We start from the raw sequence: 25329 nt of genomic DNA on the forward strand, positions 1-25329 counted from the left end.
GGTCACCTGGAAACGGAAAGACCGCCATTGTAGCGGCCGCGTGCAGGTGGGGTCAGATCCCTTTCCCATGGAAAGGGATCTGACCCCGATTCAGCGCGCCGGCCCCTGCGCGGCCTGCACGTCCGGGTCGGCGGCGGGGGCCGACAGCCCCACCTGCGGGCCGGCACCGGCCAGGGCGGCTGCTTCGGCGGCCTGGGTCATCACCACGATGCTGATGCGGCGGTTGATCGGGTTCTGCGGGTCGGCCTTGTCGAACAGCACCGACGAAGATAGGCCGACCACGCGGGTAATCTTGCTGTCCTCCAGGCCGCCGTCCACCAGCGCGCGGCGTGCGGCGTTGGCACGATCGGCGCTCAGTTCCCAGTTGCCGTAGCCGCGCGCAGCCGAATAGGCGGTGATGTCGGTGTGGCCGGTCAGGCTGATCCGGTTCGGCACGTGGTTCAGGTAGTTGGCCAGCTCGTGCAGGATCTGCTGCGTGTACGGCTTCAGCGTGGCGCTGCCGAGGTCGAACATCGGCCGGTTCTGCTTGTCCACGATCTGGATGCGCAGGCCTTCCGGGGTCAGGTCCAGCAGCAGCTGGTCCTTGAACGGCTCCAGTGCCTGGCTCTTGCTGATCGCTTCCTGCAGTTCCTTCATCAGTGCTTCCAGCTGCTGCTTGTCGCGCTGCTGCTGGTCCACCGGCTGCGGCACCGCTTCCTTCTGGTTCTGGAAGGGATCGTTGCTGCTGCCCCGCGAGATGTCGGTGGCACCACCCAGCTTGATCATCGAGGTGCTGGCGCCGCCCGGGCCGGCCATGCCGGGCGCCGGCGTGGCGTTCTGCCCGCTCAGCGGGCTGGGGTTGCGGAAGTACTCGGAAATGGCCGCACGGTCGTTCTTGTTGGTCGTGGCCATCAGCCACAGCACCAGGAAGAACGCCATCATCGCGGTCACGAAGTCGGCATAGGCCACCTTCCACGAGCCGCCATGATGGGCGGCGTGGCCGGTCTTCTTGACCCGGCGGACGATGACGGTGGGCTTGGTCTCGGCCATGGCTTACTTGACCGTCTTCAGGTGCTGCTCGAAATCGGAGAAGGCCGGGCGCACGTTCGACGGCAGCGTCTTGCGGGCGAACTCCAGCGCGATCTTCGGGTTGTAGCCGCGCAGGCAGGCCAGCAGGGCGGTCTTGACCGATTCGTAGATGCGGCTGTCCTGCTCGGCGCGGGCCTCCATCGCGGCCGCCATCGGGCCGACGAAGCCGTAGCCCAGCAGAATGCCGAGGAAGGTACCGACCAGCGCGCCAGCCACGTGGCCACCGACCTCGACGATGTCGCCGCCGATCGAGCCCATGGTGATGACGATGCCGAGCACCGCCGCGACGATGCCGAAACCGGGCAGTCCGTCGGCGACCTTGGTCAGTACCTGCGACGGTGCCATCGCCTCGGCATGGTGCTTTTCCAGCTCCAGTTCCAGCAGCGGCTCCAGCTCGTGCGGCTCGATGTTGCTGCCGATCATCAGGCGCAGGCAGTCGGTGATGAAGTCGATCAGGTGGTGATCGGCCTGCACCTTGGGGTAGTTGCCGAACAGCGCGCTCTCGGCCGGGCGCTCCACATGGTCTTCCAGCGCCATGAAGCCTTCGCGGCGGGCCTTATTGAGCAGTTCATAGAGCAGGCTGAGGACATCGATGTAGTCCTGCTGCTTGTAGCGCGGGCCCTTGAACACGCCGACCATGGCCTGCAGGGTCTGCTTGACCGTCTTGGCCGGGGTGCCGACCAGGAAGGCGCCGAGCGCGGCGCCGCCGATGATGACCAGTTCGTAGGGCTGCCAGAGGGCACCCAGGCGGCCGTGGGCACCGAGGTAGCCCCCGATCACGCTGATGATGACGACCAGGAATCCAACGATGATGAGCATGGGGCGACGCAAGGAGAGGGGATATCTCCTTGTCGGCCCGTCGCCCGGTTTTCTGAAGAGGGAATTCTGTGAAATCGGTCAGCGGGGTGTTTCAGCCCGCCACGCCGCTTTCTGCGCCGCCACGCTGCAACGGGTCGGGCCAGGGCTCGCCATTGCCGGTGAACGAAAGTGAGACGGAGTTCAGGCAGTGGCGCTCGTAGGTGGGCGGCGGGCCGTCCGGGAACACATGGCCCAAGTGGCTGCCGCAGCGCGCGCAGGTGATCTCGGTGCGCACCATGCCATGGCTGGTATCGCGGATCTCGCGCACGTGCGCCGGGTCGAACGGGGCGAAGAAGCTGGGCCAGCCGGTACCGGAATCGAACTTGGTGCTGGAGCGGAACAGCGGCAGCGCACACAGCCGGCAGCAGTAGACGCCCTCGCGCTTGTTGTCGAGGAACACCCCGCAGAATGGCGCTTCGGTGCCGTGCTGCAGCAGCACGCGGCGCTCTTCGCTGCTGAGGCCGGCAATCAGCGCCTCGGTCTGGGTGGCGGTGGGGGGCGTCAGGTCGAAGGCAGTCATGCCGGCTCTCCGTGGGGTCGATGGCCTGGGGATGCCGGAAAACGTGGGGGTGCCGGCGCGCGCTTGCAAGTGTGACGGCCGTTCATGGGCGGCACACAGGTACAGGCGCAAGGTGAATGTGATCCACGCCGGAGCGTGCCATGAAACCGACCCTTCCCCTGCTGTTGATGGCCCTGTTGCCCGCATTGGCGCTGGCCCAGGTGCCTACCGCCGACCCCACCGCCACCCGCAGTGCGACCACCGTGGCACCGGCGCCGGTGGTACCGCCGCCGCAGGCCGCCCGCCCGCAGCCGCAGGTGTTGCCGTCGCCGCAGCCGGCGCAACCGATCAAATCCACCGGTCCGGCCCCGATCGCACCCACCCCGGCGCCGAAGCCGGCCGACAAGGTCTATGACCGCAATGGCCGCATCGTGCCTGGCGTGCGCCCGGCCGGCCCCAACCGCGTGTTCGATTCACGCACCGGCCGCTATTACGACAGCGTGCCGGCCGGCGACGGCCAGCAGATCAAGCGCTGACCTCGGGTGCCAGGCAAGGTTGGCAGCGACTGCGCGCCGTGCGGGCTGAACGCACGAAAACGGCTTCCTGCCAATCACTGCTTTTTCGCCTGCGATTAACCGTTCCGGGACCACCGTGGCCCTGCGCCGGCATCCCGCCGCCGCATGTCCTTCGTCCACTGGATCGCGATCATGAAAAACCAGCAGAACCGTCATCCCGGCAAGGAACCGCAGGGCCGCAACCCGCAGCAGCAACAGCAGCAACAGCAGCAGATGGAGCCGCAGCAGCCGCACAAGGGTGGCAAGCAGCAGGAACAGCGCTCGCAGAAGCATCCGCAGCAGCGCTGAGACGGACTCCGGGTCAGAGCCCGCGTTGCGGGCTCTGACCCCAACCGTTCGCCGGCCTCAATCCGGAATCGGCAGGCTCAGCGTCTCCTTCACCTCTTCCATCACGATGTAGCTCTTCGACTCACGCACATGCGGCAGTGTCAGCAAGGTGCTGCCGAGCAGCTTGCGGTAGGAGGCCATCTCGCTGATCCGCGCCTTCAGCAGGTAATCGAAGTCGCCCGAGACCAGATGGCACTCCAGCACGTTGGGCAGCTTAAGGGCGGCGCGCCGGAACTCCTCGAAGATGTCACCGGACTTGTAGGCCAGGCTGATCTCCACGAACACCAGCAGGCTGGCCTTCACCGCCGCCGGGTCGAGGTGGGCGTGGTAGCCGGTGATCACCGCTTCGCGCTCGAGCCGGCGCACGCGCTCGGTGCACGGGGTGGTCGACAGGCCGACCCGCTCACCCAGTTCGGTGAAGGAAATACGGCCCTCGGCCTGCAGGATGCGCAGGATCTTGCGGTCGATCTTGTCCAGTTCGCGGGTACGGGTGGCCATGGCCGTCAACCTTGGGGAATGAATTGCAGGAGAACATCCTGCCGGTTGATTTCAAATCAGGCAAATCAACTGGTATTGGCTGTCTATACTTCCCCAATTATGGTCCCGGCACGCTCCAGTGCAGGGAATGATCGGGTTGGAGAAGTCCCATGCGAGTCCTAGTTCTCGGCAGCGGCGTGATCGGCACCACCAGTGCCTGGTACCTGCGACAAGCCGGGTTTGAAGTCACGGTCATCGACCGCCAACCCGGCCCGGCGCTGGAGACCAGCTTCGCCAATGCCGGCCAGCTGTCGTTCGGCTACACCTCGCCGTGGGCGGCCCCGGGCGTGCCGAAGAAGGCCATCGGCTGGCTGTTCGAGAAGCACGCGCCGCTGGCGATCAAGCCGGGCATGGACCTGGCCCAGTACCGCTGGCTGTGGCAGATGCTGCGCAACTGCACCCACGAGCGCTACGCGATCAACAAGGCGCGCATGGTGCGCATGTCCGAGTACAGCCGCGACTGCCTGAACGAGCTGCGCGCGCAGATCGGCATCGAGTTCGAAGGCCGCGACCTGGGTACGACCCAGCTGTTCCGCACCCAGCAGCAGCTGGATGCCTCGGCGCAGGACATCGAGATCCTGGCCCAGTACGGCGTGCCGTACGAGGTGCTGGACCGCGCCGGCATCATCCAGGCCGAACCGGCCCTGGCCCATGTCGATGGCCTGGTCGGCGCGCTGCGCCTGCCGCGTGACCAGACCGGCGACTGCCAGCTGTTCACCCGCCGCCTGGCGCAGATGTGCGTGGATGCCGGCGTCGAATTCCGCTTCGACCAGGACATCACTGGCCTGGAGTTCGATGGCGACCGCATCACTGGCGTGCGCATCGACGGCAAGCTGGAAACCGCCGACCGCTTCGTGGTCGCGCTGGGCAGCTATTCGCCGGCGCTGGTGGCACCGCTGGGCATGCGCCTGCCGGTGTACCCGCTGAAGGGCTATTCGCTGACCCTGCCGATCACCGACCCGGCGATGGCGCCGACCTCGACCATCCTCGACGAGAGCTACAAGGTGGCGGTGACCCGCTTCGACGACCGCATCCGTGTCGGTGGCATGGCCGAAGTGGCCGGCTTCGACCTGTCGCTGTCGCAGCGCCGCCGCGAGACCCTGGAACTGGTGGTCAGCGACCTCTACCCGAAGGGCGGCGACCTGTCGCGCGCGCAGTTCTGGACCGGCCTGCGCCCGGCCACGCCAGACGGCACGCCGGTGATCGGCGCCACGCCGTTCCGCAACCTGTACCTCAATACCGGCCACGGCACCCTGGGCTGGACCATGGCCTGCGGCTCCGGTCGCTACCTGGCCGACCTGATGAGCGCGCGCCAGCCGCAGATCAGCACCGAAGGCCTGGATATTTTCCGCTACGGCCAGTACGGTCACGCCCCGCAACATGAGAACCGCACATGCGTCCTGCCCGCGCGCTGATCGATCTGGGCGCCCTGCGCAGCAACTACCGGCTTGCTCGTGAACTGGGCGGTGGCAAGGCCCTGGCGATCATCAAGGCCGATGCCTATGGCCATGGCGCGGTGCGCTGTGCGCAGGCGCTGGAAGGCGAGGCCGATGGTTTCGGCGTGGCCACCATCGAAGAGGCACTGGAACTGCGCCAGGCCGGCATCCGTGCGCCGATCCTGCTGCTGGAAGGCATCTTCGAACCCAGTGACATGGCACTGGTGGCCGAACACGATTTCTGGTTCGCAGTGGGCTCGCCGTGGCAGCTGGAAGCGCTGGTCGCGTTCGACAGCCCGCGCCCGCTGACGGTGTGGCTGAAGCTGGACAGCGGCATGCATCGCCTCGGCCTGGACGTGGACAGCTTCCGCGCGGCGCATGCACGCCTGTCGGCGCTGCCGCAGGTCGAGCGCATCGTGCTGATGACCCATCTGGCGCGCGCCGACGAGCTGGACAGCGAACGCACGCACGAGCAGGCGGCGACCTTCGCGCGGGCCATCGACGGCCTGCACGGCGAGACCAGCGTGTGCAACTCGCCGGCACTGCTGGGCTGGCCGGATGTGCGCAGCGACTGGGTCCGCCCGGGCCTGATGCTGTACGGCGCCAACCCGCTGCCGGACAACACCGCGTTGACCGAGCGCCTGCGCCCGGTGATGACGATGCAGTCCAAGGTGATCGCCGAGCGCTGGATCGAGGCCGGTGAGCCGGTGGGCTATGGCGCCCGCTTCGTGGCCAAGGCGCGCACCCGCGTGGGCGTGGTCGCGCTCGGCTATGCCGACGGGTATCCGCAGTTCGCACCGAATGGCACGCCGGTGCTGATCGACGGCCAGCCGGGCGGACTGATCGGGCGCGTGTCGATGGACATGCTGACCGTGGACCTGACCGCGCATGCGCAGGCCGGCATCGGCAGCGTGGTGGAGCTGTGGGGTTCTGCGCCGACGCTGTCGGAATTGGCGCCGCGCTGTGGCGTGAGTGCCTACCAGCTGCCGTGCGCGGTCAAGCGCGTGGCGAAGGTGTACGTGTAGCGCCGAGCCCACGCTCGGCTCTGGTAGCGGCCGACCTTGGTCGGCGCTTTGAATGCGTGTCGACCAAGGTCGACACCTACCGATAGGGACTGGTCGACACCTACCGGTGGGTGGCGCCGCCCGGGATCAGCGTGCAGCAGTGGCCTGCGTTGTCAGCTGCCGCTTGACCCAGTCGTCGATCAGGCGCTTCTCGTAGCGCAGCGGGTCGCTGTCGCTCTTCAGCCCCAGGTTGTGCAGGTAGCCGGTGTCGCTGAGCTTGGCTTCGCCCTCATCGACGATACGGCCACTGGCGTCCTTCAGCGTGTACTGCAGGGTGATCCGCGGCGGATAGATGTCGCGCATGATCCGGATGTCGCTGCCGCGCGGGCCGTGCCAGGGCTCGTAGTCGCCGGCGCGCTTGATGTCGACCAGGGTCACGTCCAGGGTCTGCCCCGGCTGCAGCGGCTTGGCCGCCGTGGTCTGCACGTAGCTGGCCAGCTGTTGCACCCAGTTGCCGCGTTCGGCCTCGAAGCGGTTGGTGCTCTGGCGGATTTCGGTGAATTTGGCCGGATCGTCCCACTTCACGCTGACCGGGCCATTGGCCTGCAGCGCACGGGGCGCATCCGGATCGGTGACGGCGCGCGGCGCGGCGTTCGCGCTGCCCGCCATGAGGGCGCCTGCCAGCAGCAGGGCAGTGGCCAATGAGCGGTTCATGACGGTCTCCTGCGCCCCTTCGATGGGGACGATGCGGTTTACAGATCGAGTGTGATCCCGCTTTCCCGTGGCCGCAACGGCCGATTGCGACATCCGCAAGAGTGGTTGCCGCCAATTCATCGTCGTCAACCATGACTGACGGCGCTTGACGCTGTGAATACGCCCTTTGGAAGATGCTGTGCCTCCAACCCGGCCTGCACAGACGCCCTTGTCCACACTGCCGCCCCTCGTGGAGCGCCCACCGATGATGGTGCCGGCGCCCGAACCCGACCTGCATCATGGCGTGCTTGAGCGCATCAACGCCGGTTTCTGCGTGATCCAGGTGCTGTTCGAGGGCGACCGTGCGGTCGACTATCGTTTCATCGAGGTCAACGACGCCTTCGAGCGCCACACCGGCCTGAAGGATGCGCGCGGCCAGCGCATGAGCCTGCTGGAGCCGCACCACGAGGAAGACTGGTTCCGCATCTACGGCGAGGTCGCACGCAGCGGTCGCCCCGCCCAGTTCGAGATGGAAGCGCGCGCGCTGGGCCGCTCGTTCGCGGTTGACGCGGTGCGCGTGGGCCGGCCGGGCGAGGACAAGGTCGGCATCCTGTTCTTCGACATCACCGCGCGCAAGCAGATGGAAGTGGAGCTGGGCGAGAGCGAAGCCCGCTTCAGTGCGCTGGCCGATGGCCTGCCGATGCCGGTGTGGGTGCTCGACGAGCGCGGCCATGCCCGCTTCGTCAACAGCGCTTTCAGCGAGTTCTTCGGCGGTGACGAGACGCGTGTGCCGGAAGACGTCTGGCGTGGCCTGGTGCATCCGGATGATGCGTCGGTATTCGAGTACGAACTGCAGGAAGCGCTGAAGGCGCAGCGCTCGATGCATGCGCTGGTGCGTGCGCGCCGTGCTGATGGCCAGTGGCGCTGGCTGGAGATGAACGCCCGCCCGCGCTTCTCGCGCATGGGGCGCTTCATCGGCCTGGCCGGCAGCAGCCCGGACGTGACCGAACGCCGCGAGATCGAACTGGCCCGCGAGGAACTGCTGCAGTCCGAGCGTGCTGCGCGCAGTGCTGCGGAAAACATGGCGCGGCTGAAGGATGAGTTCCTGGCCACGCTGTCGCATGAGCTGCGTACGCCGTTGACCACCATTCTCGGCTGGAGCGAGCTGCTGCTGCAGCGCGTGGACAACACCAGCCCGCTGTACAAGGGCCTGAACGTGATCGCCAACAGCGCCGGTGCGCAGAAGCGGCTGATCTCGGACATGCTCGACCTCAGCAGCATGCTGCTGGGCAAGGTGCAGCTGGAGGTGGAAGTGCTGGACCTGAGCACGCTGCTGGGCGAGGCCATCGGCGCGCAGGAGTTGGTGGCCGAAGGCAAGGCGCTGGACGTGCACCTGCAGCTGCCCGAACAACCGAGCCTGGTGCTGGGCGATGCCACGCGCCTGCAGCAGGTGTTCTGGAACCTGCTCTCGAACGCGATCAAGTTCACCCCGGCTGAAGGCCGCATCGACCTGCAGCTGCGGGCCGACGGCAACCACTGGGAGATCACCGTGCGCGATACCGGTGATGGCATCGCGCCCGAATTCCTCAATCATCTGTTCAGCCGCTTCCGCCAGGCCGATGGCACCACCACCCGCCGCCATGGCGGACTGGGACTGGGACTGGCGATCGTGCAGCAGCTGGTCGAACTGCATGGCGGCACGGTCGCCGCGGCCAGCGAGGGCCACGGCCATGGCGCTACGTTCACCGTGCGCCTGCCGCAGCACATTCCCGATGCCGAGCGGCGCCCGCTGCGCGAAGTGATCAGCGGGCCGATCCTGGAGCCGGTGATCGTCGAGCCGTATCCGCTGCGCGGCATGCACGTGCTTGCGGTGGAAGACCAGCCGGAAGTACTGGAGTACCTGCGGCGCATGCTGGAAGAGCAGGGCGCCAGCGTGTCCGCGGCCAGTTCGGCCGGCGAGGCACTGGCGTTGCTGGCCGACACCGGCCATCTGCACTACCACGTGATGCTGACCGACATCGGCATGCCGGGCATGGACGGTTATGGCCTGGTGCGCACGCTGCGCGAGGACATGGGCGTGGATGCCATGACCCTGCCCGCGGTAGCCGTGACCGCGCTGGCGCGTGCCGATGACCGGCGCCGAGCGCTGGCGTCAGGCTTCCAGGAGCATGTCGCCAAGCCGTATTCGGTGGCACAGCTGGTGGCTGCGGTACGCAAGGTGCAGGTGCCACGCGCGGACAGCGCGCTGCACTGAGCATTCACGGCCGATCGGCGACCCTGCATGCAGGAGGTCGCCGATGTCCCGCATAGCTCCCCGCATCCATACCGACCCGGCGCAGATCGCGCGCCTGGAAGCCCTGCTGCCGCAGCTGGAAGGCGAAACGCAGGTGGAACTGACCCTGCACGGTGGTCGCCGGCTGCTCGGCACCGTCGCGGTGAAACCGACGGTGCAGCAGTACCGCAACGAGGCTGGCGACGAAGGCAGCAACGGCCAGTTGCGGCTGGATGACTACGACACGCCGGTGCAGCAGCACCACGTGTGGCTGGACGAGATCGCCAGCATCCGCAGGTTGCCGCCCAGGGTCTGACGGCAACCTGCCAACCCCATCCACGCATGGCGTGGATCTACTGGAAAGGGCCACGCATGGATATGCGTGACCTCGTCATCGGCCTGGCCTCATGCCATCCACGCATGGCGTGGATTTTCCAGGGGTTGCAGTAGAGCCACGCCATGCGTGGCTGTTGGGATCAGTGCTCGAACAACGTCGGCGTCGCCTCGAACCGGCGCGCGTAGGCGCGTTCTTCAGCGACCCGGGCCACCTCGTCATCGGCCAGGTCCGGCGCGCCGTATACCGCATAGGCCACGCTGCCATCGGCGCCATGGCCGACCTGGTGCAGCCGGTAACGCGAGTGGCCGCCGCCGGTGTCCTCGGGGTAATGCACGGGCGGATGGCTGCCTTCCAGATCCATTTCACTGTTGTCGACCACGCCACCGACGAACAAGGCTCGCATGCAGGTTCTCCTGGGTTTCCGGGGGAACCTCTACCCTGAACGTTTCAATGTTTCTGGCGGATCAAGGCCCCGTTCGGGTTTCGCAAAGCGGCCTGCCGGGGCCGGCCCGGCCAAGCCGGTACAATGGACGGCCCTCACGCTTGAAGTACCCGCGCCGATGGCCTCCAGCGACGACGCCCCCCTGCAGACCCTGCTCCTGCCGTTCTCCCAAGGCGCCCTGCGCTGGCCGGAGGGCCCGGTGGCCTTCCTGCGTGCCCGCGATGGCTGGCCGCTGCGCGAAGCCGCCGGCAACCACGAGGTGCACTGCGAACAGAGCTTCGCCCCGTTCGCGCAGCCGCTGCAGCAGGCCGACGGCTGGACCGTCAGCGGCCAGCTGGACGATGGGGCCGGCAAGGGCCGTTACCCGCTGGTGCTGGTGCTGCCCCCGCGCCAGCGTGAAGAAGCCCGTGCGCTGTTCGCCCGCGCGCTGGCGCTGGTCGCCGAAGGCGGCCGTATCGTTGCCTGCCAGTCCAACAACGAAGGCGCGCGCTCCGGTGAAGGCGATCTCAAGCAGCTGACCGGCCTCGGTGGCTGCCTGACCAAGAACCACTGCCGCGTGTACTGGACCGCCCCGCTGCAGGGCCAGCACGACGCCGACCTGGCCAAGCGCTGGTCGGCGCTGGATGCGGTGCGCCCGATCATGGGCGGCCGCTTCCTCAGCCGCCCGGGCGTGTTCGCCTGGGACCGCATCGATCCGGCGTCGGCGCTGCTGGCCGAGCACCTGCCCGCCGACCTGGCCGGCCGCGCCGCCGACCTTGGCGCCGGCTACGGCTATCTGTCGCGCGAGCTGCTGGAACGCTGCCCGAAGATCACCGCGCTGGATCTGTACGAGGCCGAGCAGCGCGCGCTGGCCCTGGCCGAACTGAACCTGGCGCCGCCGCCGCGCGCGCTGCCGCTGCGCTTCCTGTGGCAGGACGTCACCGCCGGCATCGAGCCGGGCTACGACGTCATCATCAGCAACCCGCCGTTCCACACGCCGTCGCGTGCCGACCGCCCGGACATCGGCCAGCGCTTCATCGCCGTGGCCGCGCAGGCGCTGCGCCCGGGCGGGCGCCTGTACGTGGTGGCCAATCGCCACCTGCCGTACGAGCACACCCTCAACGACAGCTTCGGTGCGGTGCGCGTGGTTGCCGAGCGCGACGGTTTCAAGCTGGTTGAAGCAGTGAAGGGGAAGGGCAAGTGAAGCTGGTCAAGCTCATCGCCAACCTGGGCTATGGCAGCCGCAAGCAGGTGCAGTGGATGTTCCGCGAAGGCCGCGTCACCGACGCCGACGGCGAAGTGCTGTACGCCGATGACCAGGTGCCGCACGAGACGATCCGCGTCGATGGCGAGCCGCTGGACCCGCCGGTGGGGCTGTCGATCGCGCTGCACAAGCCCGCCGGCTACACCTGTTCGACCAAGGACACCGGCCGCCTGATCTACGACCTGCTGCCGCCGCGCTTCCGCGACCGCGATCCGGTGCTGTCCACCGTGGGCCGCCTCGACCGCGAGACCAGCGGCCTGTTGCTGCTGACCGACGATGGCGGCCTGCTGCACCGGATCATCTCGCCGAAGTCGAAGCTGCCCAAGGTCTACGAAGTGGAACTGAGCGACGACCTGCGCGGCGACGAAGTGGCGTTGTTCGCCAGCGGCACGCTGATGCTGGAGTCCGAGAAGACCCCCCTGCTGCCGGCTGAACTCGAAGTGCTGGATACGCGACGTGCGCGCCTGGTACTGCATGAGGGCCGCTACCATCAGGTACGCCGCATGTTCGCCGCCACCGGCAACCACGTGCAGGCCCTGCACCGCAGCCGCGTCGGCGGGCTGGACCTGCAGGGACTGGACGAAGGGCAATGGCGGCAGCTCACTTCCACCGACCTGGACACGCTGTTCGCTCCATGACCACCATCGCTGCGCTGCCGTTCCTCCCCGACGCCGTCATCTTCGACATGGACGGCCTGATGATCGACAGCGAGCGGGTCTCGCTGGCCTGCTGGAGCGAGGCCGCCGACGAATTCGGGCTGGGCCTGGACGAGGCGGTGTTCCTGCGCATGGTCGGCCTCGGCGACCGCGATACGCATGCGTTGCTGCGCGCGCAGGGCATCGAGGACAGCGTGATCGACGCGGTGGCGGCACGATGCCATGAACTGTACGAAGCACGCACGCAGACCGGGCTGCCGTTGCGGCCGGGCATCCTGGAGCTGCTGGAGCTGCTGAAGGCGCATGCGGTACCGCGTGCGGTGGCGACCACCACGCGGCAGCCGCGCGCCAATCGCAAGCTGGCCGCTGCCGGCCTGCTGCCGTACTTCGATGCCGTGATCACCAGTGGCGACGTGGCGCGGCCGAAACCGGCGCCGGACATCTACCTGCTGGCCGCGCAGCGGCTGGGCCAGGCGCCCGAGCGCTGCCTGGCGCTGGAGGATTCACCGGCCGGTACGCGTGCAGCGCTGGCCGCAGGCATGACCGTGATCCAGGTGCCGGACCTGGTGCATCCGGATGAAGAGCTGCGCGCACTGGGCCACCGCATCGTCGGCTCGCTGGTGGACGCGCACGCGCTGCTGTTGCCGCTGCTGCCGAAATAAGGTGGGTGCCGACCGTTGGTCGGCACACCTGCCCAGTCACACGCGCCCGAACACCAGCGCGGCGTTGGTGCCACCGAAGCCGAAGCTGTTGGACATCACGGTGTCCAGCTTCTGCTCGCGGCTCTCGCGCAGGATCGGGAAATCCACCACCTTCGGGTCCAGCTCACCGATGTTGGCCGAACCGGCGACGAAGCCATCGCGCATCATCAGCAGGCAGTAGATCGCCTCGTGCACGCTGGCCGCACCCAGTGAATGGCCGGACAGCGCCTTGGTCGAGGACAGCGGCGGCACCGCGTCGCCGAACACTTCGCGGATCGCGTTGAGCTCGGTGACGTCGCCCAGCGGGGTCGAGGTGCCGTGGGTGTTGAGATAGTCCAGCGGGCGATCGACGCCCTGCAGCGCCATCTTCATGCAGCGCACCGCGCCTTCACCGGACGGGGCGACCATGTCGGCGCCATCGGAGGTCACGCCATAGCCGATCAGCTCGGCATGGATGTGCGCACCGCGCGCGACGGCGTGGTCGTAATCCTCCAGCACCAGCATGCCGCCGCCACCGGCGATGACGAAGCCGTCGCGGTCCTTGTCGTACGGGCGCGAGGCGCTGGCCGGGGTTTCGTTGAAGCTGGTCGACAGTGCGCCCATCGCGTCGAACATCACGCTCATCGACCAGTGCAGGTCTTCGCCACCACCGGCGAACATGATGTCCTGCGCACCGTGGCGGATCATGTCCGCGGCGGCGCCGATGCAGTGCGCCGAGGTGGCGCAGGCGGCCGACAGCGAGTAGCTGACGCCCTTGATCTGGTAGGCCGTGGCCAGGCAGGCCGAGACCGTCGAGCACATCGTGCGCGGCACCATGTACGGGCCGACCTTGCGTACGCCACGTTCGCGCAGCAGGTCGACCGCACCAATCTGCCACTCGCTGGAGCCGCCACCGGAACCGGCGATCAGGCCGGTACGCAGGTTGCTGACCTGCTCGGGGCTGAGCCCGGCGTCGGCGATGGCATCGCGCATGGAAAGGTAGGCGAAGGCTGCCGCATCGCTCATGAAGCGCTTCTGCTTGCGGTCGATCAATGCGTCCAGGTCGAGGTCGACACGGCCGCCAACCTGGCTGCGCAGCCCGGCATCGGCATGGTCGGCCAGCAGGGTGATGCCCGAGCGCCCTTCACGCAGCGCGGTCGAAACGGTATCCAGATCATTGCCGAGGCAGGACGTGATGCCCATGCCGGTGATGACAACGCGACGCATCAGAAGCTCCCGGTTTCAGTGAACAGGCCGACGCGCAGGTCGCGCGCGCTGTAGATTTCGCGGTCATCCACGTACATGCGGGCGTCCGACTGGGCCATCACCAGCTTGCGGTTGATGACCCGGCTGATGTCGATCTCGTAGCGCACGAGCTTGGCGTCCGGCAGTACCTGGCCGGTGAACTTTACCTCGCCGCAGCCCAGTGCGCGGCCCTTGCCGGGGGCACCCAGCCAGGTCAGGAAGAAGCCGGTCAGCTGCCACATGGCGTCCAGGCCCAGGCAGCCGGGCATCACCGGGTCGCCGATGAAGTGGCAGCCGAAGAACCACAGATCCGGGCGGATATCCAGCTCGGCGCGTACCATGCCCTTGCCGTGCGGTCCGCCGTCCTCGTGGATGTCGGTGATGCGGTCGAACATCAGCATCGGATCGTTGGGCAAACGGCCGGCAGCGGTGCCGAACAGTTCACCGCGTGCGCTGGCCAGCAGCTGTTCGCGGTTGAACGCGTGGAGACGGGTCATGAAGCACAATCCTGGAAGCGGGGAAACGGGAAACAAGCGCTCGAGGATGCCCGTGGAAACTGCCCCGATCAAACATTTCAACCGTACGCAACCGTAGTGTTTTCAAGGGAATACGCGCATCCTGTTGATGTGCAACGACCATACTTCGGCGTGTGGCCCGCCCGGCCCGCCCCCGCCCTTTCCGCCTGACATGACCCGACTGCGCAAGATCATCCACGTCGACATGGACGCGTTCTACGCGTCGGTGGAGCAGCGCGACGATCCGTCACTGCGGGGCAAGCCGGTGGTTGTGGCATGGCGTGGCGCGCGTTCGGTGGTGTGCGCGGCGTCCTACGAGGCGCGCGTGTTCGGCGTGCGCTCGGCGATGCCGGCCGTGCGTGCCGAGCGGCTGTGCCCGGATGCGATCTTCGTACCGCCGGACTTCGCACGTTACAAGGCGGTGTCACAGCAGGTGCGCGAGATCTTCCTGCGCCATACCGACCTGGTCGAGCCGTTGTCGCTGGACGAGGCCTACCTGGACGTGACCGAGCCGAAGAGCGGCATCGAACTGGCCACCGACATCGCCCGTACCATCCGCACCCAGATCCGCGAGGAAACCCGGCTGACTGCTTCAGCCGGGATCGCGCCGAACAAGTTCCTGGCCAAGATCGCCTCGGACTGGCGCAAGCCCGACGGCCAGTTCGTGATTCCACCGCAGCGGGTGGACGCCTTCCTGCTGCCACTGCCGGTGAACCGGGTACCCGGCGTCGGCAAGGTGATGGAAGGCAAGCTGGCCGCGCGCGGCATCGTCACCTGCGGCGACCTGCGGCAGTGGGCACTGATCGACCTGGAAGAGGCGTTCGGCAGTTTCGGCCGCAGCCTGTACAACCGCGCACGCGGCATCGACGAGCGCCCGGTGGAACCGGACCAGCAGGTGCAGTCGATCTCCTCGGAGGACACCTTCGCCGAGGACCTGCCGTTGGAAGACCTGGGCGAGGCGATCGTGCAGCTGGCGGAGAAGACCTGGAATGCCACGCGCAAGACCGAGCGCGTCGGCCACACCGTGGTGCTGAAGCTGAAGACCGCGCAGTTCCGCATCCTCACCCGCAGTTTCACCCCCGAGCGCCCGCCCGAGTCGATGGAAGAACTGCGCGACATCGCCCTGGCCCTGCGCGCCCGCGTCGACTTGCCGGCGGAGACCCGCTACCGGCTGGTGGGTGTCGGACTTGGTGGCTTCCGTGAAAAGGAGCCGGTGGTGCAGGGGGAGCTGTTCGAGCACGGATCGAGCTATTCTGCAGGCAATTGATCGTTCGCCAAACAGCGCTCCCACCCGCACGAACCTGTGGCGCTGACAGTAGTTTGGAGCGCCCCTAGGACTTCTTCAGTTCAATGGGGGCGGATAGAATGCGTCGCGCTTTCTGCTCCTCATCGACATGGGTTCTTTCGAAATCTGTGCTGGGCAGCTCCACAACAATCACACCGCGCTGTCCGTCGATCATGATTCCCTGATGCTTCGGGAAAAGTTCTGCCACCTTTCCCGACGTCACTATCTGCTTCAGTTGCGTCAGAGAGTGGGTTGCCCCGACCGTGAAGCGGTAGGTGATGGTGCCATGGACAGTGCTCACGGTTCGGGATGGCACTGGCTCGGTCCCGGTTAAACGGACCGTCACGATCATCGGATTCTCACTGAAGCTCTTGCCAGCGAAGCGATCAGGCATTCCTTCCAGAATACGCCCAAGCTCTTCCCCTGCCGCAATTCGAAGTCTGAGCCGCCTGTCGGCTTCTTGGGTGGACAATCCCTCATGCTGGGCAAAGGCTTGAACAACGGGGTCGGTGGAGGGCGTCACCTGTTGAGAGAACGCGGGGTGCGCGGCCAGTACAGTGATGGGCAGCAGGAGTTTGACCAACACACTCTTGATCTTCATCGTGAATTCTCCGTTCCATCGGTTTACTCACCTACGCAATCCATCGTACAGCGGTTGACGTTCAGGCTGGCTTTGGATGTTGAGGGTGCCGGCCAGCGGCCGGCACTACCGCAGGTGCAGGGCGCAGCCCTGCAAAAGAAAACCCCCTAGCTCATGGCCACTGCATCTCGCCCTTGGCCACCTTCGCACTCAGCTCCAGCGACGCCACGCCGTCCAGCTTCCGATAACGCGCCTGCATTGCTTTCACCAGCGCCGCACTGTCCTTGGCCTTTGCCGTCTCGACATCGAACGCGCGGATGTAGTCCGCGGTGAAGCGCAACGCACTGGCATCCAGCGCCGCACCCGGCGCGTAATGCCCCGGCACCACCACCTTCGGCTTCAGTGCCTGCAACCGCTGCAGGGTCTGCAGCCAGTCGGTGTGCGACTTCGGCGTCTGCGTGTCGGCCATCCACACATGCTCGCCGGCCACCACCGGAATGCCACCGACGATCGCGCGCAGTGACGGTACCCACAGCACCGTGCGGTCCGGCGTCGGCCCATCCAGGCCGATCAGCGGCAGGCGTTGGCCTTCCAGCTGCAGGGCGTCGCCGTCCAGTACCTGCGGCACCACGATGCGTGCCGGCACGTCGGCACCCATCTTCGGTCCCCAGTAGGCCAGCTTGCCGGCCTGGGTCTGCTGGATGTGGGCGACGGTCTGCGCGGTGGCGACGATGCGTGCCTGCGGGAACGCGTCCTGCAGCGTGGCCAGGCCGAAGTAGTAATCCGGATCGCCGTGGCTGATGTAGATCGTGGTCAGCTGCTTGCCGCTGGCGCGGATCAGCTCGACCAGCTTGCGCGCGTCGCTGGCACCAAACTGCGCATTGACCAGGATCGCGTCGTGGCGGCCTTCGATCAGCACCGAGGACACCGAGAACATCGCCTGCGGGCCGGGATGGAAGGTCTGCAGGTGCAGCTGGGATTTCGTCGCCGTGGCCGGCGCTGCGGTGGCCGGCGCGGCCATCAGCGGCGCACTGGTGAAGGTGGCGGCCAGGGCGAGGGGAAGCAGCAGGGCAGCGGTACGCATCGGAATTCCTTGTGTAGAGCCGAGCCAATGCCCGGCTGCAGGTTCGCGTAGCGCCGGGCGCGGGCTCGGCGCTACAAGGGACGCACGTGGATCAATACGCCGCGGTGATGATCTGCTTCGGATACGCGTGCGCTTCCAGCTCGGCGACGAACGCCGCGCCGTAGTCGGCGTAGCTGATGCGGCTGTGACCGCTGGCATCGGCCAGGAACGCCTTGGGCTGCACGCGGTACTGGCCGCGCTCTTCGCCCGGGCCGATCTCGGCGGCCGGCGAGAAGAAGGTCCAGTCCAGGTCATCCACCGCCTGCAGGCGGTTGAACGCCTCACGGTGGGCCAGTGCGTACGGCTTGTAGGCGTCCGGGAAGGTGGGGGTATCGACCAGCTGCACCCCGGGCGCGACTTCCAGGCTGCCGGCGCCACCGACCACGACCAGGCGCGGCACACCGGCCTTGCGTGCGGCGGCGGCCAGCTGTGCGGCGACCTCGCCGACGCGGCCGATGTCATCGCCCGGGCGCGGGCCGTAGGCGCTGGCCAGCACGTCGTGGCCGGCGATGGCGGCGACCAGCGCGTCCGGGTCATCCAGCGAGGCGATCACCGGATGGGCACCGGCCAGTTCAGCCGGAAGGTCCTGTGCGCTGCGCACGATGACGGTGAGTTCGTGGCCGCGGGCCAGCGCGTGGCGGGCGATCTGGCGGCCGATGTTGCCGGTGGAACCAACGAGGGCGATCTTCATGGCAGGACTCCGTGGGGCGGTTTGGGGTGGGAATGGGGCCACTCTAGGCCGCTGCAGTCGCTCGAAAAACAGCGTATAACGCGCTTGTTTGTTGCATGGATCGAGCATATGGACCGATTGACCGCCATGACCGTGTTCGTCGAGGTCGCCGAGCGCGGCAGCCTCACCGCCGCCGCCGAGGTGCTGGACATGTCGCGGGCGATGGTCAGCCGTTACCTGGCCGAGGTCGAGGGCTGGCTGGGTGCACGGCTGCTGCACCGGACCACGCGCCGGGTCAGCCTGACCGGTCCGGGCGAAGCGGCATTGGCGCGCTTCCGGCAGATGCTGGCAATCGGCGAAGAACTGCAGGGCGAGCTGGCCAGCGATGATCCCGAGCCACACGGCACGCTGCGCGTGACTGCCAGCGTCTCGTTCGGGCAGAGCCACCTGGCGCGGGCGGTGGCCGGCTTTGTTGCGCGTCATCCGGCGGCACGCATCGAACTGCTGCTGGTCGACCGCACGGTGAACCTGGTGGAGGAGCGGGTGGACCTGGCGGTGCGTATCGCGCGCCAGATTGACCCCAGCCTGATCGCACGGCGGCTGGCCACCTGCCGCTCGGTGCTGTGCGCGACGCCGTCCTACCTGCAGGCACGCGGCACGCCGACCGCTCCCGAGCACCTGGCCGCGCACAACTGCCTGACCCATCACTACGTCGGCAAGAGCCTGTGGCAGCTGCACCGCGACGGTCGTTCGCTGTCGGTGGCGGTAGGCGGCAACATCAGTGCCAACGAGGCCTCGCTGCTGCTGGAGGCGGTGCGCGCCGGTGCCGGCATCGCCATGCTGCCGACCTACCAGGTGGCGCCGCTGCTGCGCAGTGGCGAGCTGATCGAACTGCTGCCCGGATTCAGTCTGGACGAACTCGGCATTCATGCCGTGTACGCATCACGGCGCCAGCAGCCCGCTATCATGCGCCGATTCCTGGACTACCTGGCCGAGTGTTTCGCCAGCCCGGCCTTCCAGGATCTGGATTGGCGCCCACCGGGCAAGGAGAACACATGAACCATGGACAGGCCTTGATCGACCACAACCGTGCTGCCTGGGACCGCCAGGCCAGCGAAGTGCGCGAATGGTCGCGCCCGGTGGAAAGTTCAACCATTGCCGCCGCGCGCGAAGGCCGCTGGCAGGTGCATCTGACCCCACGTGCGCTGCCACTGGATTGGCTGGGCGACGTGCGCGGCCGCCGCATCCTGTGCCTGGCCTCGGGCGGTGGCCAGCAGGCACCAGTGCTTGCGGCGGCCGGCGCCGACGTCACCGTGTTCGACCTGTCCGACGGGCAGCTGGAGCAGGACCGCCAGGTCGCTGCGCGCGATGGCCTGCAGCTGCGCACGGTGCAGGGCGACATGCGCGATCTGCACGTATTCGCCAACGACAGTTTCGATGTGGTGTTCCACCCGATCTCGAACCTGTATGTGCCTGATGTGCGCCCGGTGTGGACCGAATGCCGCCGTGTGCTGGCCCGCGACGGGATGCTGATGGCGAGCTTCTACAACCCGGTGCTGTTCGTCGGTGCGCGTGATCCGCAGCTGGATGCACAGGGTCTGATCCGGCCGCAGTACGCCATTCCCTATTCGGACCTGGAAGACCTCGCGCCGGCCGAGCGCGAGGCAAAGCTGGCCCGCGGCGATGCGCTGACTTTCGGCCACAGCCTGACCGAACTGATCGGTGGGCAGCTGGATGCCGGCTTCGTCATCGACCGCTTCATGGAAGACTGGCAGCCGCAGCCGCGCTTCCTGATCGACCGCTATCTGCCCACCTTCCTCGCCACCCGCGCACGCAGGATCGGCTGAGGCGCAGCGGCAGGAGGATCTGCGGAAAAAGCGGCGGCGTACAATGGACGGCCCCACGTTCCCTAGGTGCCGTCCCTTGTCGTATCCCTATCCGCTGGTCGTGTTCGACCTCGATGGCACGCTGGTCGACAGCGCGGCTGATATCGCTGAAGCGCTGAACCGCACGCTGGAGGACATCGGTGTAGCACGCGTGCCGGAAGCCACGGTGCTGGGCTGGATCGGCGATGGCGTGCGCCGCCTGGTCGAGCAGGCCGTGCATGCCGCCGATCGCGAGGTCGACCTGGCCGAAGTGATGCCGGTGTTCATGGTGCACTACCGTGAGTGCCTGCTGCGCAGCCCGCGCTTGTTCGATGGCGTGGCCGACGCGCTGACGCAGCTGCGTGCACGCCATGTGCCGCTGGCGATCTGCACCAACAAGCCCGAAGCGCTGGTGCCGCCGCTGCTGCAGCACCTGGGCATCGGTGATGCGTTCGCGCTGGTGCTGGGTGGTGATTCGCTGCCGCAGCGCAAGCCCAGCGGTGAGCCGCTGCGGCATATCGCTGCGCACTTCGGGCTGCCGGCCGATGCCTGCCTGATGGTGGGTGATTCGCTGACCGACTACCGCGCCGCCGAAGATGCGGGCATGCCGATCGCACTGGTGCGTTACGGCTACCCGCGTGGCCTGGACCTGGCCACCGCAGAGGCGGTGGCAGTGATTGACGACCTGCGTGAGCTGCCGGGGTTGGCCGCGGGCGTTCGGGTGTAGAGCCGAACCCACGCTCGGCTCTACAGTAGATCGACGCCATGCGTCGATGGCATCCGGCGGCGCCGGGCGATGCCCGGCGCGTTCCTTCACTTCGGCTGGTAACGCACGCTCAGCTGGTACTCGCGGCCGGGCTGGTTGAACCACGCCACCGTCTCGTAGTGGCGATCGAACACGTTGGCAGCACGTGCCAGCAGCGACCACTCCGGCGTCAGCGCGTACTCGGCGCGCAGGTCCAGCGTGCCGTAGCCGCCGACCTTCACTGCGTTGGCCGCATCGTCATAGCGCTTGCCCGCACCCTGCACGGTCAGGCCGGCGCGGAAATCGCCGAAGCGGCGGTCGACGTCCAGGCGTGCGGTCTGCTGTGCACGGCGCGGCAGCCAGTTGTCGAACTGGGTGCTGCCGTGGGTGCGGTTGCGCGGGTCGGTGTAGCTCAGCTGCGCGTTGATGTCGAAGCCGGCCAGCAGCACGCCACCGGTCAGCTCGGCACCGCGGATGCGTGCCTTCTCCACCTGCTGCATCTTGAAGGTTGCCGCGTCGTAGGTGATCAGGTCATCGATGCGGGTCTCATAGACGTCCAGGCCCCAATGCCAGCCCTGGCCCTGCTGCGAAACACCGAGGTTGGCGCTCTTGGACTTCTCCGGCTTCAACGTCGGCACGCCGCTCCACGGGTCGTACAGGTCGCTGAAGGTCGGCGCCTTGAACGCGGTGCCGTAGCTGGCGTTGAGGCGCAGGCCGTGGTCCAGCTGCATCGCCCAGCCGAGACTGCCGGTGGCGTGGTTGCCGAACTGCTGGTTGTCGTCGTTGCGTGCGCTGGCCTGCAGCTGGTGGCGGCCGAAGCGGCCCTGGTACTGCACGAACACACCGGTGTTGCGGCGGCTGTCGACGAGGTAGCCCGCGCTGCTGCCATCCAGGTTGTCTTCGCTCCAGTCCACGCCGGTGCTCAGCAGCTGGCCTTCGGCCAAGGTGAAGTCACCCTGCAGCGAGGCGCTGTCGCGGTGGGTCTGTGCGCTGCCGCGTGCGCCGAAGTCGCCGAAGTTGTCCGACTCGTTGTCGCTGCGGCCGACGTTGGCGGTGAACGCCAGGCGCTCGGACGGGGTGTAGCGCACCTTGCCGGCCAGCACCTGCTGGCGGGTCTCGGAGTAGTTGTAATAGCCGTCGTAGTGGTTCTTGCCGTCGGCGCGCAGCGCGCTGCCTTCCACGGTCCACTGGTCGTTGAAGGTGTAGCCGCCACGCAGGCTCTTGGACAGGTTGCGGTAGCCGTCGCGGTCGGGTTCATCGGCGAAGCAGCCGGCGAACAGCGTCGCCGAGCCACGGCAGGCATCGATGCCATCGGAATGCTGGTAGGCGATGTCGGCGCCGAACCAGCCGCGTTCGGTGCCACCACCGATGCCGCCGCTGGCTTCGCGCAGGCCGTTGCTGCCGCCACCGAGCTGGACGTGCGGAGCAAAATCGCCCTGGTTGCGGCGGATGAAGATCTGGATCACGCCACCGATGGCGTCGGCGCCGTACAGGCTGGACTGCGGGCCACGCACGATTTCCACGCGTTCGATCTGCGCCAGCGGCAGGTCCTGGTACATGGCCAGGCCGAGGTCGGCACTGTTGATGCGCACGCCATCGACCAGCACCACGGTGTGGCCCGAGTTGGTGCCGCGCAGGAACAGCGAGCTCTGCTTGCCGAGGCCGCCGGCATTGGTCAGGTTGATGCCGGCACGGCCGCGCAGCAGCTCCTGCAGCGAGGTGGCCTGGCTGGATTCGATCTGCGCGCGGTCGATCACCTGCGCCGGCGCGATGCTGTCCTGCAGGGCGATCGGGGTGCGGGTGGCGGTGACCAGGATCTGGTTGAGCGCGGTGGTGTCATCGGCGGCCTGGGCCAGCGCGGGCAGGGCGGCCAGCACGGCCAGGGACAGCATTCGGGACTGCAGCTTCATGGGGGACTCCAGGTGCCACGCACGCCCGCGTGGCGAAGGGGAGGAGCCGCGAAGGCAGGCATGCGCCGACGCCGCAGCGCAGGCTGCGGTCATCCAGCGCCATGCCCACCGCATCGCGACCTGAGGCTTCCTGGCCGGTCTCCGGGCTTGCCGCCGGGTGGCGCGAGGCCACCGTCCAGGCGCCTTCCCATGCCTGCGGCACAGTGGCGTTGTTGCCTGGAACTGACGTGCTTACCGTTGCGGGGGCAGCGCCGGCCTGGCGTGGCATCACGCGTCACCGGCTTCCCGTTTCAACCTGCCGGCCGTGGCCGCAGGTCACCTGGAAGTGCGCGCAGTCTACGGCATCACAGGCGGCCCGTAGCGTCGAGCCTGCTCGACTGCCTTTGCTGTGCCCTTAGAATGGTCCCTCGATCCCGTGGTGCCGTTGCCGATGTCCGCCCGTTTTCCGCTGTTCCCGCGTTGCCTGTACAGGACGCACGCATGATCCTCGACCTGGTCCGCCACGCCGGCAACGGTCGCGATGAGTTCCTCGATGGCCGCAGCGATCCACCGCAGCTGGCCCGCCTGCCGCAGGAACTGGTCGATGCCTACGCCGCGCAGCCGTGGGAGCGGGTGATCAGTTCGCCACGGCTCCGCTCGCTGCACACGGCGATGGCCCTGGCTACCCCGCGTGGGCTGGACGTGGAAGCGGACGAGGAATGGGAAGAGCTGGATTTCGGCGATTGGGACGGGCAGTCGCTGTTCGACCTGCCGGAGGACGCACTGGCGGCCTTCCATGCCGATCCGCATGCATTCCCGCCGCCGAACGGTGAAAGCTGGGGCCACTTCGAGCGGCGCATCGCGCGCGCGCTGGATCGCCTGCTCGATGATGATGATCCGGTGCCGACGCTGGTGGTCAGTCATGGCGGCCCGCTGCGCATGGTGCTGTCGCAGGTCTGTGGCCTGCCGATGTCGCTGTGCTGGGCATTGCGCATCGACCACGGCACCCGTCTGCGGGTGTGGCTGGAGCGCGGCGAGGTCGGGCTGGTGGGCGAGCTGCTGGAGCTGCAGCAGCCCTGACCCGACGGTAGTGCCGGCCGCTGGCCGGCATGCCCAGGAACGCGGGTGCCTCAATCCTCGTCGGTGTGCTCGGCCACGCTGTCTTCCGCGTCATCGTCGGCATCGAAACGCTGCTCATGCACCGGACCCGAAGCGGGGCCGGCCGCCTTCAGAGGGTGCGCGGCGATGCGTGCTTCGTAATCCTGCACCAGCGCCTCACGCTGCGGCTCGCTCAGTTCCTGCCAGTGGCAGTCCAGCAGCGCGCCTTCCAGCGAGTACAACAGGTTCAGGCTGGGCTTGAAGCCCGCGCGCTTGACCTTGACGAAGGCGCCGACCGCGCCGATCGCAACCAGGTCCTCGCGGCTGCGCAGGCCGACCTGGCGCAGCCAGGCTGCACTCTTGGGGCCGATGTTGCGCAGCTTCGGCGCGCTCATCCAAGTGCCTCGACGAACACGCGGGCGATGGCTTCCAGGCCGGCCTGGTCGTCGGCGTCGAAGCGGCCGACCTTCGGGCTGTCGATGTCGAATACGCCGATCAGTTCATCGCCGCGCAGCAGCGGCACCACCAGTTCCGAACGCGAGGCCGAATCGCAAGCGATATGGCCGGGGAAGGCATCGACGTCGTCCACGCGCTGGGTCACGCGCTGGCTGGCGGCGGCACCGCACACGCCCTTGTCCAGCGGGATGCGCACGCAGGCCGGCAGGCCCTGGAACGGGCCGACCACCAGCTCCTTGCCGTCATACAGGTAGAAGCCCACCCAGTTCAGGTCGGGCAGGGCGTGGTAGACCAGTGCGGAGAGGTTGGCCGCGTTGGCGATGCGGTCGGACTCGGCGTAGACCAGGCCACGGGCCTGTTCCAGCAGCTGGGCGTATTGTTCCGGCTTGCTGCCGGTGAGCGAGGCATTGGCGAACATGCCCGCAGTCTAGCAAGCACGCCGGGCCGGCGATAATGCACGCTCTGTCGTCCCGTTGGAGCCCATCGATGCCATTGCCCGCTACGCTGCCGCCCGCCCTGTTCGTCACCGGCACCGATACCGAGATCGGCAAGACCGCGGCCAGCACCGCGCTGCTGCATGCGCTGCGCCGGCGCGGCCTGCGCGCGGTGGGCATGAAGCCGGTGGCCAGCGGCAGCGAAGACCTGGGGCAGGGCCTGCGCAACGAAGACGCGCTGGCCCTGCAGGCCGCCAGCTGGCCGGTGCCGGACTATGCCGACCTGAACCCGTATGCGCTGCGGCAGCCGCTGGCACCGGAGCTGGCCGCTGCCGAGGATGGCGTGCAGGTGGAGCTGGCGCCGATCGTGGCCGCGTTCGCACGAATGCGCGCGCAGGCCGATGTCGTGGTGGTGGAGGGCGTTGGCGGCTGGCTGGCGCCGGTCTCGGCCACGCTGGACCAGCTGGACCTGGTACGTGCACTGCGGCTGCCGGTGCTGCTGGTGGTGGGCATGCGGCTGGGCTGCGTCAACCACGCACGGCTGACTGCGCAGTCGCTGCAGGCAAGCGGCGTGGAGTGCCTGGGCTGGATCGGCAACCACATCGACCCGGCGATGCAGCGCCAGGACGAGAACATCGCCACGTTGCAGCAGCGCCTGCCGATGCCGTGCTGGGGACGGCTGCCGCATCTGCCGGGTGCGAAAGGCGAAGCGCTGTCGGCGCATCTGCTCGATTGATCCTGGGTAGTGCCGGCCGCTGGCCGGCAACTGCATCCACCCGGCGCTCCCAGGATTGCCG

General features: G+C 67.7%; 29 protein-coding genes and 1 riboswitch. Of the genes, 15 read left to right on the forward strand and 14 right to left on the reverse strand.

Annotation, left to right across the window (positions count from 1 at the left end; all coding sequences use genetic code 11):
• Positions 1-90: 90 nt before the first annotated feature.
• The 3 genes from motB to msrB form a co-directional block, all read right to left on the reverse strand.
• The gene (gene motB, locus ACUZUJ_RS02420) at positions 91-1029 is read right to left on the reverse strand and encodes a flagellar motor protein MotB (protein ID WP_101764865.1); all 939 of its coding nucleotides are present in this window, start codon (positions 1027-1029) and stop codon (positions 91-93) included.
• A gap of 3 nt (positions 1030-1032) precedes the next feature.
• Entirely contained in the window at positions 1033-1887 is an 855-nt protein-coding gene (motA, locus tag ACUZUJ_RS02425; protein ID WP_005407915.1) for a flagellar motor stator protein MotA, read from the reverse strand.
• A gap of 91 nt (positions 1888-1978) precedes the next feature.
• Positions 1979-2446 (reverse strand): peptide-methionine (R)-S-oxide reductase MsrB, encoded by a 468-nt coding sequence (gene msrB, locus ACUZUJ_RS02430; RefSeq protein WP_005415117.1) that lies wholly within the window; start codon positions 2444-2446, stop codon positions 1979-1981.
• Between the two features lie 140 nt (positions 2447-2586).
• On the opposite strand from msrB, the gene ACUZUJ_RS02435 reads away from it, so the two are divergent.
• Positions 2587-2961, forward strand: a complete 375-nt coding sequence (locus ACUZUJ_RS02435; protein ID WP_101764867.1) for a classical arabinogalactan protein 4 — start codon at positions 2587-2589, stop codon at positions 2959-2961.
• A 144-nt stretch (positions 2962-3105) separates the two neighbouring features.
• The gene (locus tag ACUZUJ_RS02440) at positions 3106-3288 is read left to right on the forward strand and encodes a hypothetical protein (protein WP_032128744.1); all 183 of its coding nucleotides are present in this window, start codon (positions 3106-3108) and stop codon (positions 3286-3288) included.
• Positions 3289-3345: 57 nt separating this feature from the next.
• On the opposite strand, the gene ACUZUJ_RS02445 is transcribed toward ACUZUJ_RS02440, so the two are convergent.
• A complete protein-coding gene (locus ACUZUJ_RS02445; protein WP_004140558.1) occupies positions 3346-3825 on the reverse strand; it encodes an Lrp/AsnC ligand binding domain-containing protein in 480 nt (159 codons plus the stop codon).
• 149 nt (positions 3826-3974) lie between these two features.
• On the opposite strand from ACUZUJ_RS02445, the gene ACUZUJ_RS02450 reads away from it, so the two are divergent.
• Both ACUZUJ_RS02450 and alr read left to right on the forward strand, forming a co-directional pair.
• Positions 3975-5279, forward strand: coding sequence for a D-amino acid dehydrogenase (locus ACUZUJ_RS02450; protein WP_014035841.1), 1305 nt, complete (start codon positions 3975-3977; stop codon positions 5277-5279).
• The gene (gene alr, locus ACUZUJ_RS02455; protein WP_101764868.1) at positions 5258-6325 is read left to right on the forward strand and encodes an alanine racemase; all 1068 of its coding nucleotides are present in this window, start codon (positions 5258-5260) and stop codon (positions 6323-6325) included. The genes ACUZUJ_RS02450 and alr overlap by 22 nt, the downstream gene beginning before the upstream one ends.
• Positions 6326-6451: 126 nt before the next feature.
• Here the strand turns inward: alr and ACUZUJ_RS02460 are convergent, their stop codons facing one another.
• Positions 6452-7018: a DUF3016 domain-containing protein gene (locus tag ACUZUJ_RS02460; RefSeq protein ID WP_075675473.1), complete on the reverse strand. Its 567-nt coding sequence runs from the start codon at positions 7016-7018 to the stop codon at positions 6452-6454.
• A gap of 244 nt (positions 7019-7262) precedes the next feature.
• Here ACUZUJ_RS02460 and ACUZUJ_RS02465 point away from each other — a divergent pair, with 244 nt between their 5' ends.
• Both ACUZUJ_RS02465 and ACUZUJ_RS02470 read left to right on the forward strand, forming a co-directional pair.
• Positions 7263-9251, forward strand: a complete 1989-nt coding sequence (locus ACUZUJ_RS02465) for a hybrid sensor histidine kinase/response regulator (RefSeq protein WP_458220759.1) — start codon at positions 7263-7265, stop codon at positions 9249-9251.
• A 43-nt stretch (positions 9252-9294) separates the two neighbouring features.
• Positions 9295-9585: a DUF3247 family protein gene (locus ACUZUJ_RS02470; protein WP_101764870.1), complete on the forward strand. Its 291-nt coding sequence runs from the start codon at positions 9295-9297 to the stop codon at positions 9583-9585.
• Between the two features lie 160 nt (positions 9586-9745).
• Here the strand turns inward: ACUZUJ_RS02470 and ACUZUJ_RS02475 are convergent, their stop codons facing one another.
• A complete protein-coding gene (locus tag ACUZUJ_RS02475; RefSeq protein WP_005407925.1) occupies positions 9746-10009 on the reverse strand; it encodes a hypothetical protein in 264 nt (87 codons plus the stop codon).
• 157 nt (positions 10010-10166) lie between these two features.
• On the opposite strand from ACUZUJ_RS02475, the gene ACUZUJ_RS02480 reads away from it, so the two are divergent.
• The 3 genes from ACUZUJ_RS02480 to ACUZUJ_RS02490 are packed head-to-tail and all read left to right on the forward strand — an operon-like array spanning position 10167 to position 12609.
• Positions 10167-11231 carry a class I SAM-dependent methyltransferase gene (locus tag ACUZUJ_RS02480; RefSeq protein ID WP_458220758.1) on the forward strand — a complete coding sequence of 355 codons (1065 nt, stop codon included), beginning with the start codon at positions 10167-10169 and terminating at the stop codon, positions 11229-11231.
• A complete protein-coding gene (locus ACUZUJ_RS02485) occupies positions 11228-11929 on the forward strand; it encodes a pseudouridine synthase (protein WP_101764872.1) in 702 nt (233 codons plus the stop codon). The genes ACUZUJ_RS02480 and ACUZUJ_RS02485 overlap by 4 nt, the downstream gene beginning before the upstream one ends.
• A complete protein-coding gene (locus ACUZUJ_RS02490; RefSeq protein ID WP_101764873.1) occupies positions 11926-12609 on the forward strand; it encodes an HAD family hydrolase in 684 nt (227 codons plus the stop codon). Before ACUZUJ_RS02485 ends, ACUZUJ_RS02490 begins: the two co-directional genes overlap by 4 nt.
• A gap of 36 nt (positions 12610-12645) precedes the next feature.
• Here the strand turns inward: ACUZUJ_RS02490 and fabB are convergent, their stop codons facing one another.
• Positions 12646-13854 carry a beta-ketoacyl-ACP synthase I gene (gene fabB / locus ACUZUJ_RS02495; protein WP_101764874.1) on the reverse strand — a complete coding sequence of 403 codons (1209 nt, stop codon included), beginning with the start codon at positions 13852-13854 and terminating at the stop codon, positions 12646-12648.
• Positions 13854-14369, reverse strand: coding sequence for a 3-hydroxyacyl-[acyl-carrier-protein] dehydratase FabA (fabA, locus tag ACUZUJ_RS02500; RefSeq protein WP_014035851.1), 516 nt, complete (start codon positions 14367-14369; stop codon positions 13854-13856). Before fabA ends, fabB begins: the two co-directional genes overlap by 1 nt.
• A gap of 190 nt (positions 14370-14559) precedes the next feature.
• On the opposite strand from fabA, the gene dinB reads away from it, so the two are divergent.
• On the forward strand, positions 14560-15654 hold the full coding sequence (gene dinB, locus ACUZUJ_RS02505) for a DNA polymerase IV (RefSeq protein WP_458220757.1): 1095 nt from the start codon (positions 14560-14562) through the stop codon (positions 15652-15654).
• A gap of 64 nt (positions 15655-15718) precedes the next feature.
• Here dinB and ACUZUJ_RS02510 read toward each other — a convergent pair whose 3' ends face one another.
• The 3 genes from ACUZUJ_RS02510 to ACUZUJ_RS02520 form a co-directional block, all read right to left on the reverse strand.
• Positions 15719-16273 (reverse strand): hypothetical protein, encoded by a 555-nt coding sequence (locus ACUZUJ_RS02510; RefSeq protein ID WP_101764876.1) that lies wholly within the window; start codon positions 16271-16273, stop codon positions 15719-15721.
• Between the two features lie 151 nt (positions 16274-16424).
• Positions 16425-17336 carry an MBL fold metallo-hydrolase gene (locus ACUZUJ_RS02515; protein WP_458220756.1) on the reverse strand — a complete coding sequence of 304 codons (912 nt, stop codon included), beginning with the start codon at positions 17334-17336 and terminating at the stop codon, positions 16425-16427.
• A gap of 91 nt (positions 17337-17427) precedes the next feature.
• Entirely contained in the window at positions 17428-18066 is a 639-nt protein-coding gene (locus tag ACUZUJ_RS02520; RefSeq protein ID WP_135966923.1) for an NAD(P)-dependent oxidoreductase, read from the reverse strand.
• Positions 18067-18174: 108 nt separating this feature from the next.
• Between ACUZUJ_RS02520 and ACUZUJ_RS02525 the strand changes: the two genes are divergently transcribed.
• From ACUZUJ_RS02525 to gph, 3 genes are all read left to right on the forward strand, one after another.
• Positions 18175-19104 (forward strand): LysR family transcriptional regulator, encoded by a 930-nt coding sequence (locus ACUZUJ_RS02525; protein WP_005415135.1) that lies wholly within the window; start codon positions 18175-18177, stop codon positions 19102-19104.
• The gene (locus ACUZUJ_RS02530; protein WP_101764879.1) at positions 19101-19892 is read left to right on the forward strand and encodes a class I SAM-dependent methyltransferase; all 792 of its coding nucleotides are present in this window, start codon (positions 19101-19103) and stop codon (positions 19890-19892) included. Before ACUZUJ_RS02525 ends, ACUZUJ_RS02530 begins: the two co-directional genes overlap by 4 nt.
• 76 nt (positions 19893-19968) lie before the next feature.
• A complete protein-coding gene (gene gph, locus ACUZUJ_RS02535) occupies positions 19969-20637 on the forward strand; it encodes a phosphoglycolate phosphatase (RefSeq protein ID WP_101764880.1) in 669 nt (222 codons plus the stop codon).
• A gap of 86 nt (positions 20638-20723) precedes the next feature.
• Here the strand turns inward: gph and btuB are convergent, their stop codons facing one another.
• The gene (gene btuB, locus ACUZUJ_RS02540; protein WP_458220755.1) at positions 20724-22565 is read right to left on the reverse strand and encodes a TonB-dependent vitamin B12 receptor; all 1842 of its coding nucleotides are present in this window, start codon (positions 22563-22565) and stop codon (positions 20724-20726) included.
• A 115-nt stretch (positions 22566-22680) separates the two neighbouring features.
• Positions 22681-22903, reverse strand: a riboswitch (cobalamin riboswitch).
• A gap of 142 nt (positions 22904-23045) precedes the next feature.
• Here btuB and ACUZUJ_RS02545 point away from each other — a divergent pair.
• Positions 23046-23624: a histidine phosphatase family protein gene (locus ACUZUJ_RS02545; RefSeq protein ID WP_032128728.1), complete on the forward strand. Its 579-nt coding sequence runs from the start codon at positions 23046-23048 to the stop codon at positions 23622-23624.
• Between the two features lie 50 nt (positions 23625-23674).
• On the opposite strand, the gene ACUZUJ_RS02550 is transcribed toward ACUZUJ_RS02545, so the two are convergent.
• Both ACUZUJ_RS02550 and msrC read right to left on the reverse strand, forming a co-directional pair.
• The gene (locus tag ACUZUJ_RS02550; RefSeq protein WP_101764882.1) at positions 23675-24037 is read right to left on the reverse strand and encodes a TfoX/Sxy family protein; all 363 of its coding nucleotides are present in this window, start codon (positions 24035-24037) and stop codon (positions 23675-23677) included.
• On the reverse strand, positions 24034-24516 hold the full coding sequence (msrC, locus tag ACUZUJ_RS02555) for a free L-methionine (R)-S-oxide reductase MsrC (RefSeq protein WP_004140850.1): 483 nt from the start codon (positions 24514-24516) through the stop codon (positions 24034-24036). The genes ACUZUJ_RS02550 and msrC overlap by 4 nt, the downstream gene beginning before the upstream one ends.
• A 68-nt stretch (positions 24517-24584) precedes the next feature.
• Between msrC and bioD the strand changes: the two genes are divergently transcribed.
• On the forward strand, positions 24585-25268 hold the full coding sequence (gene bioD / locus ACUZUJ_RS02560) for a dethiobiotin synthase (protein ID WP_119007510.1): 684 nt from the start codon (positions 24585-24587) through the stop codon (positions 25266-25268).
• Positions 25269-25329 lie beyond the last annotated feature (61 nt).

This window comes from Stenotrophomonas sp. S4, from assembly GCF_054187805.2.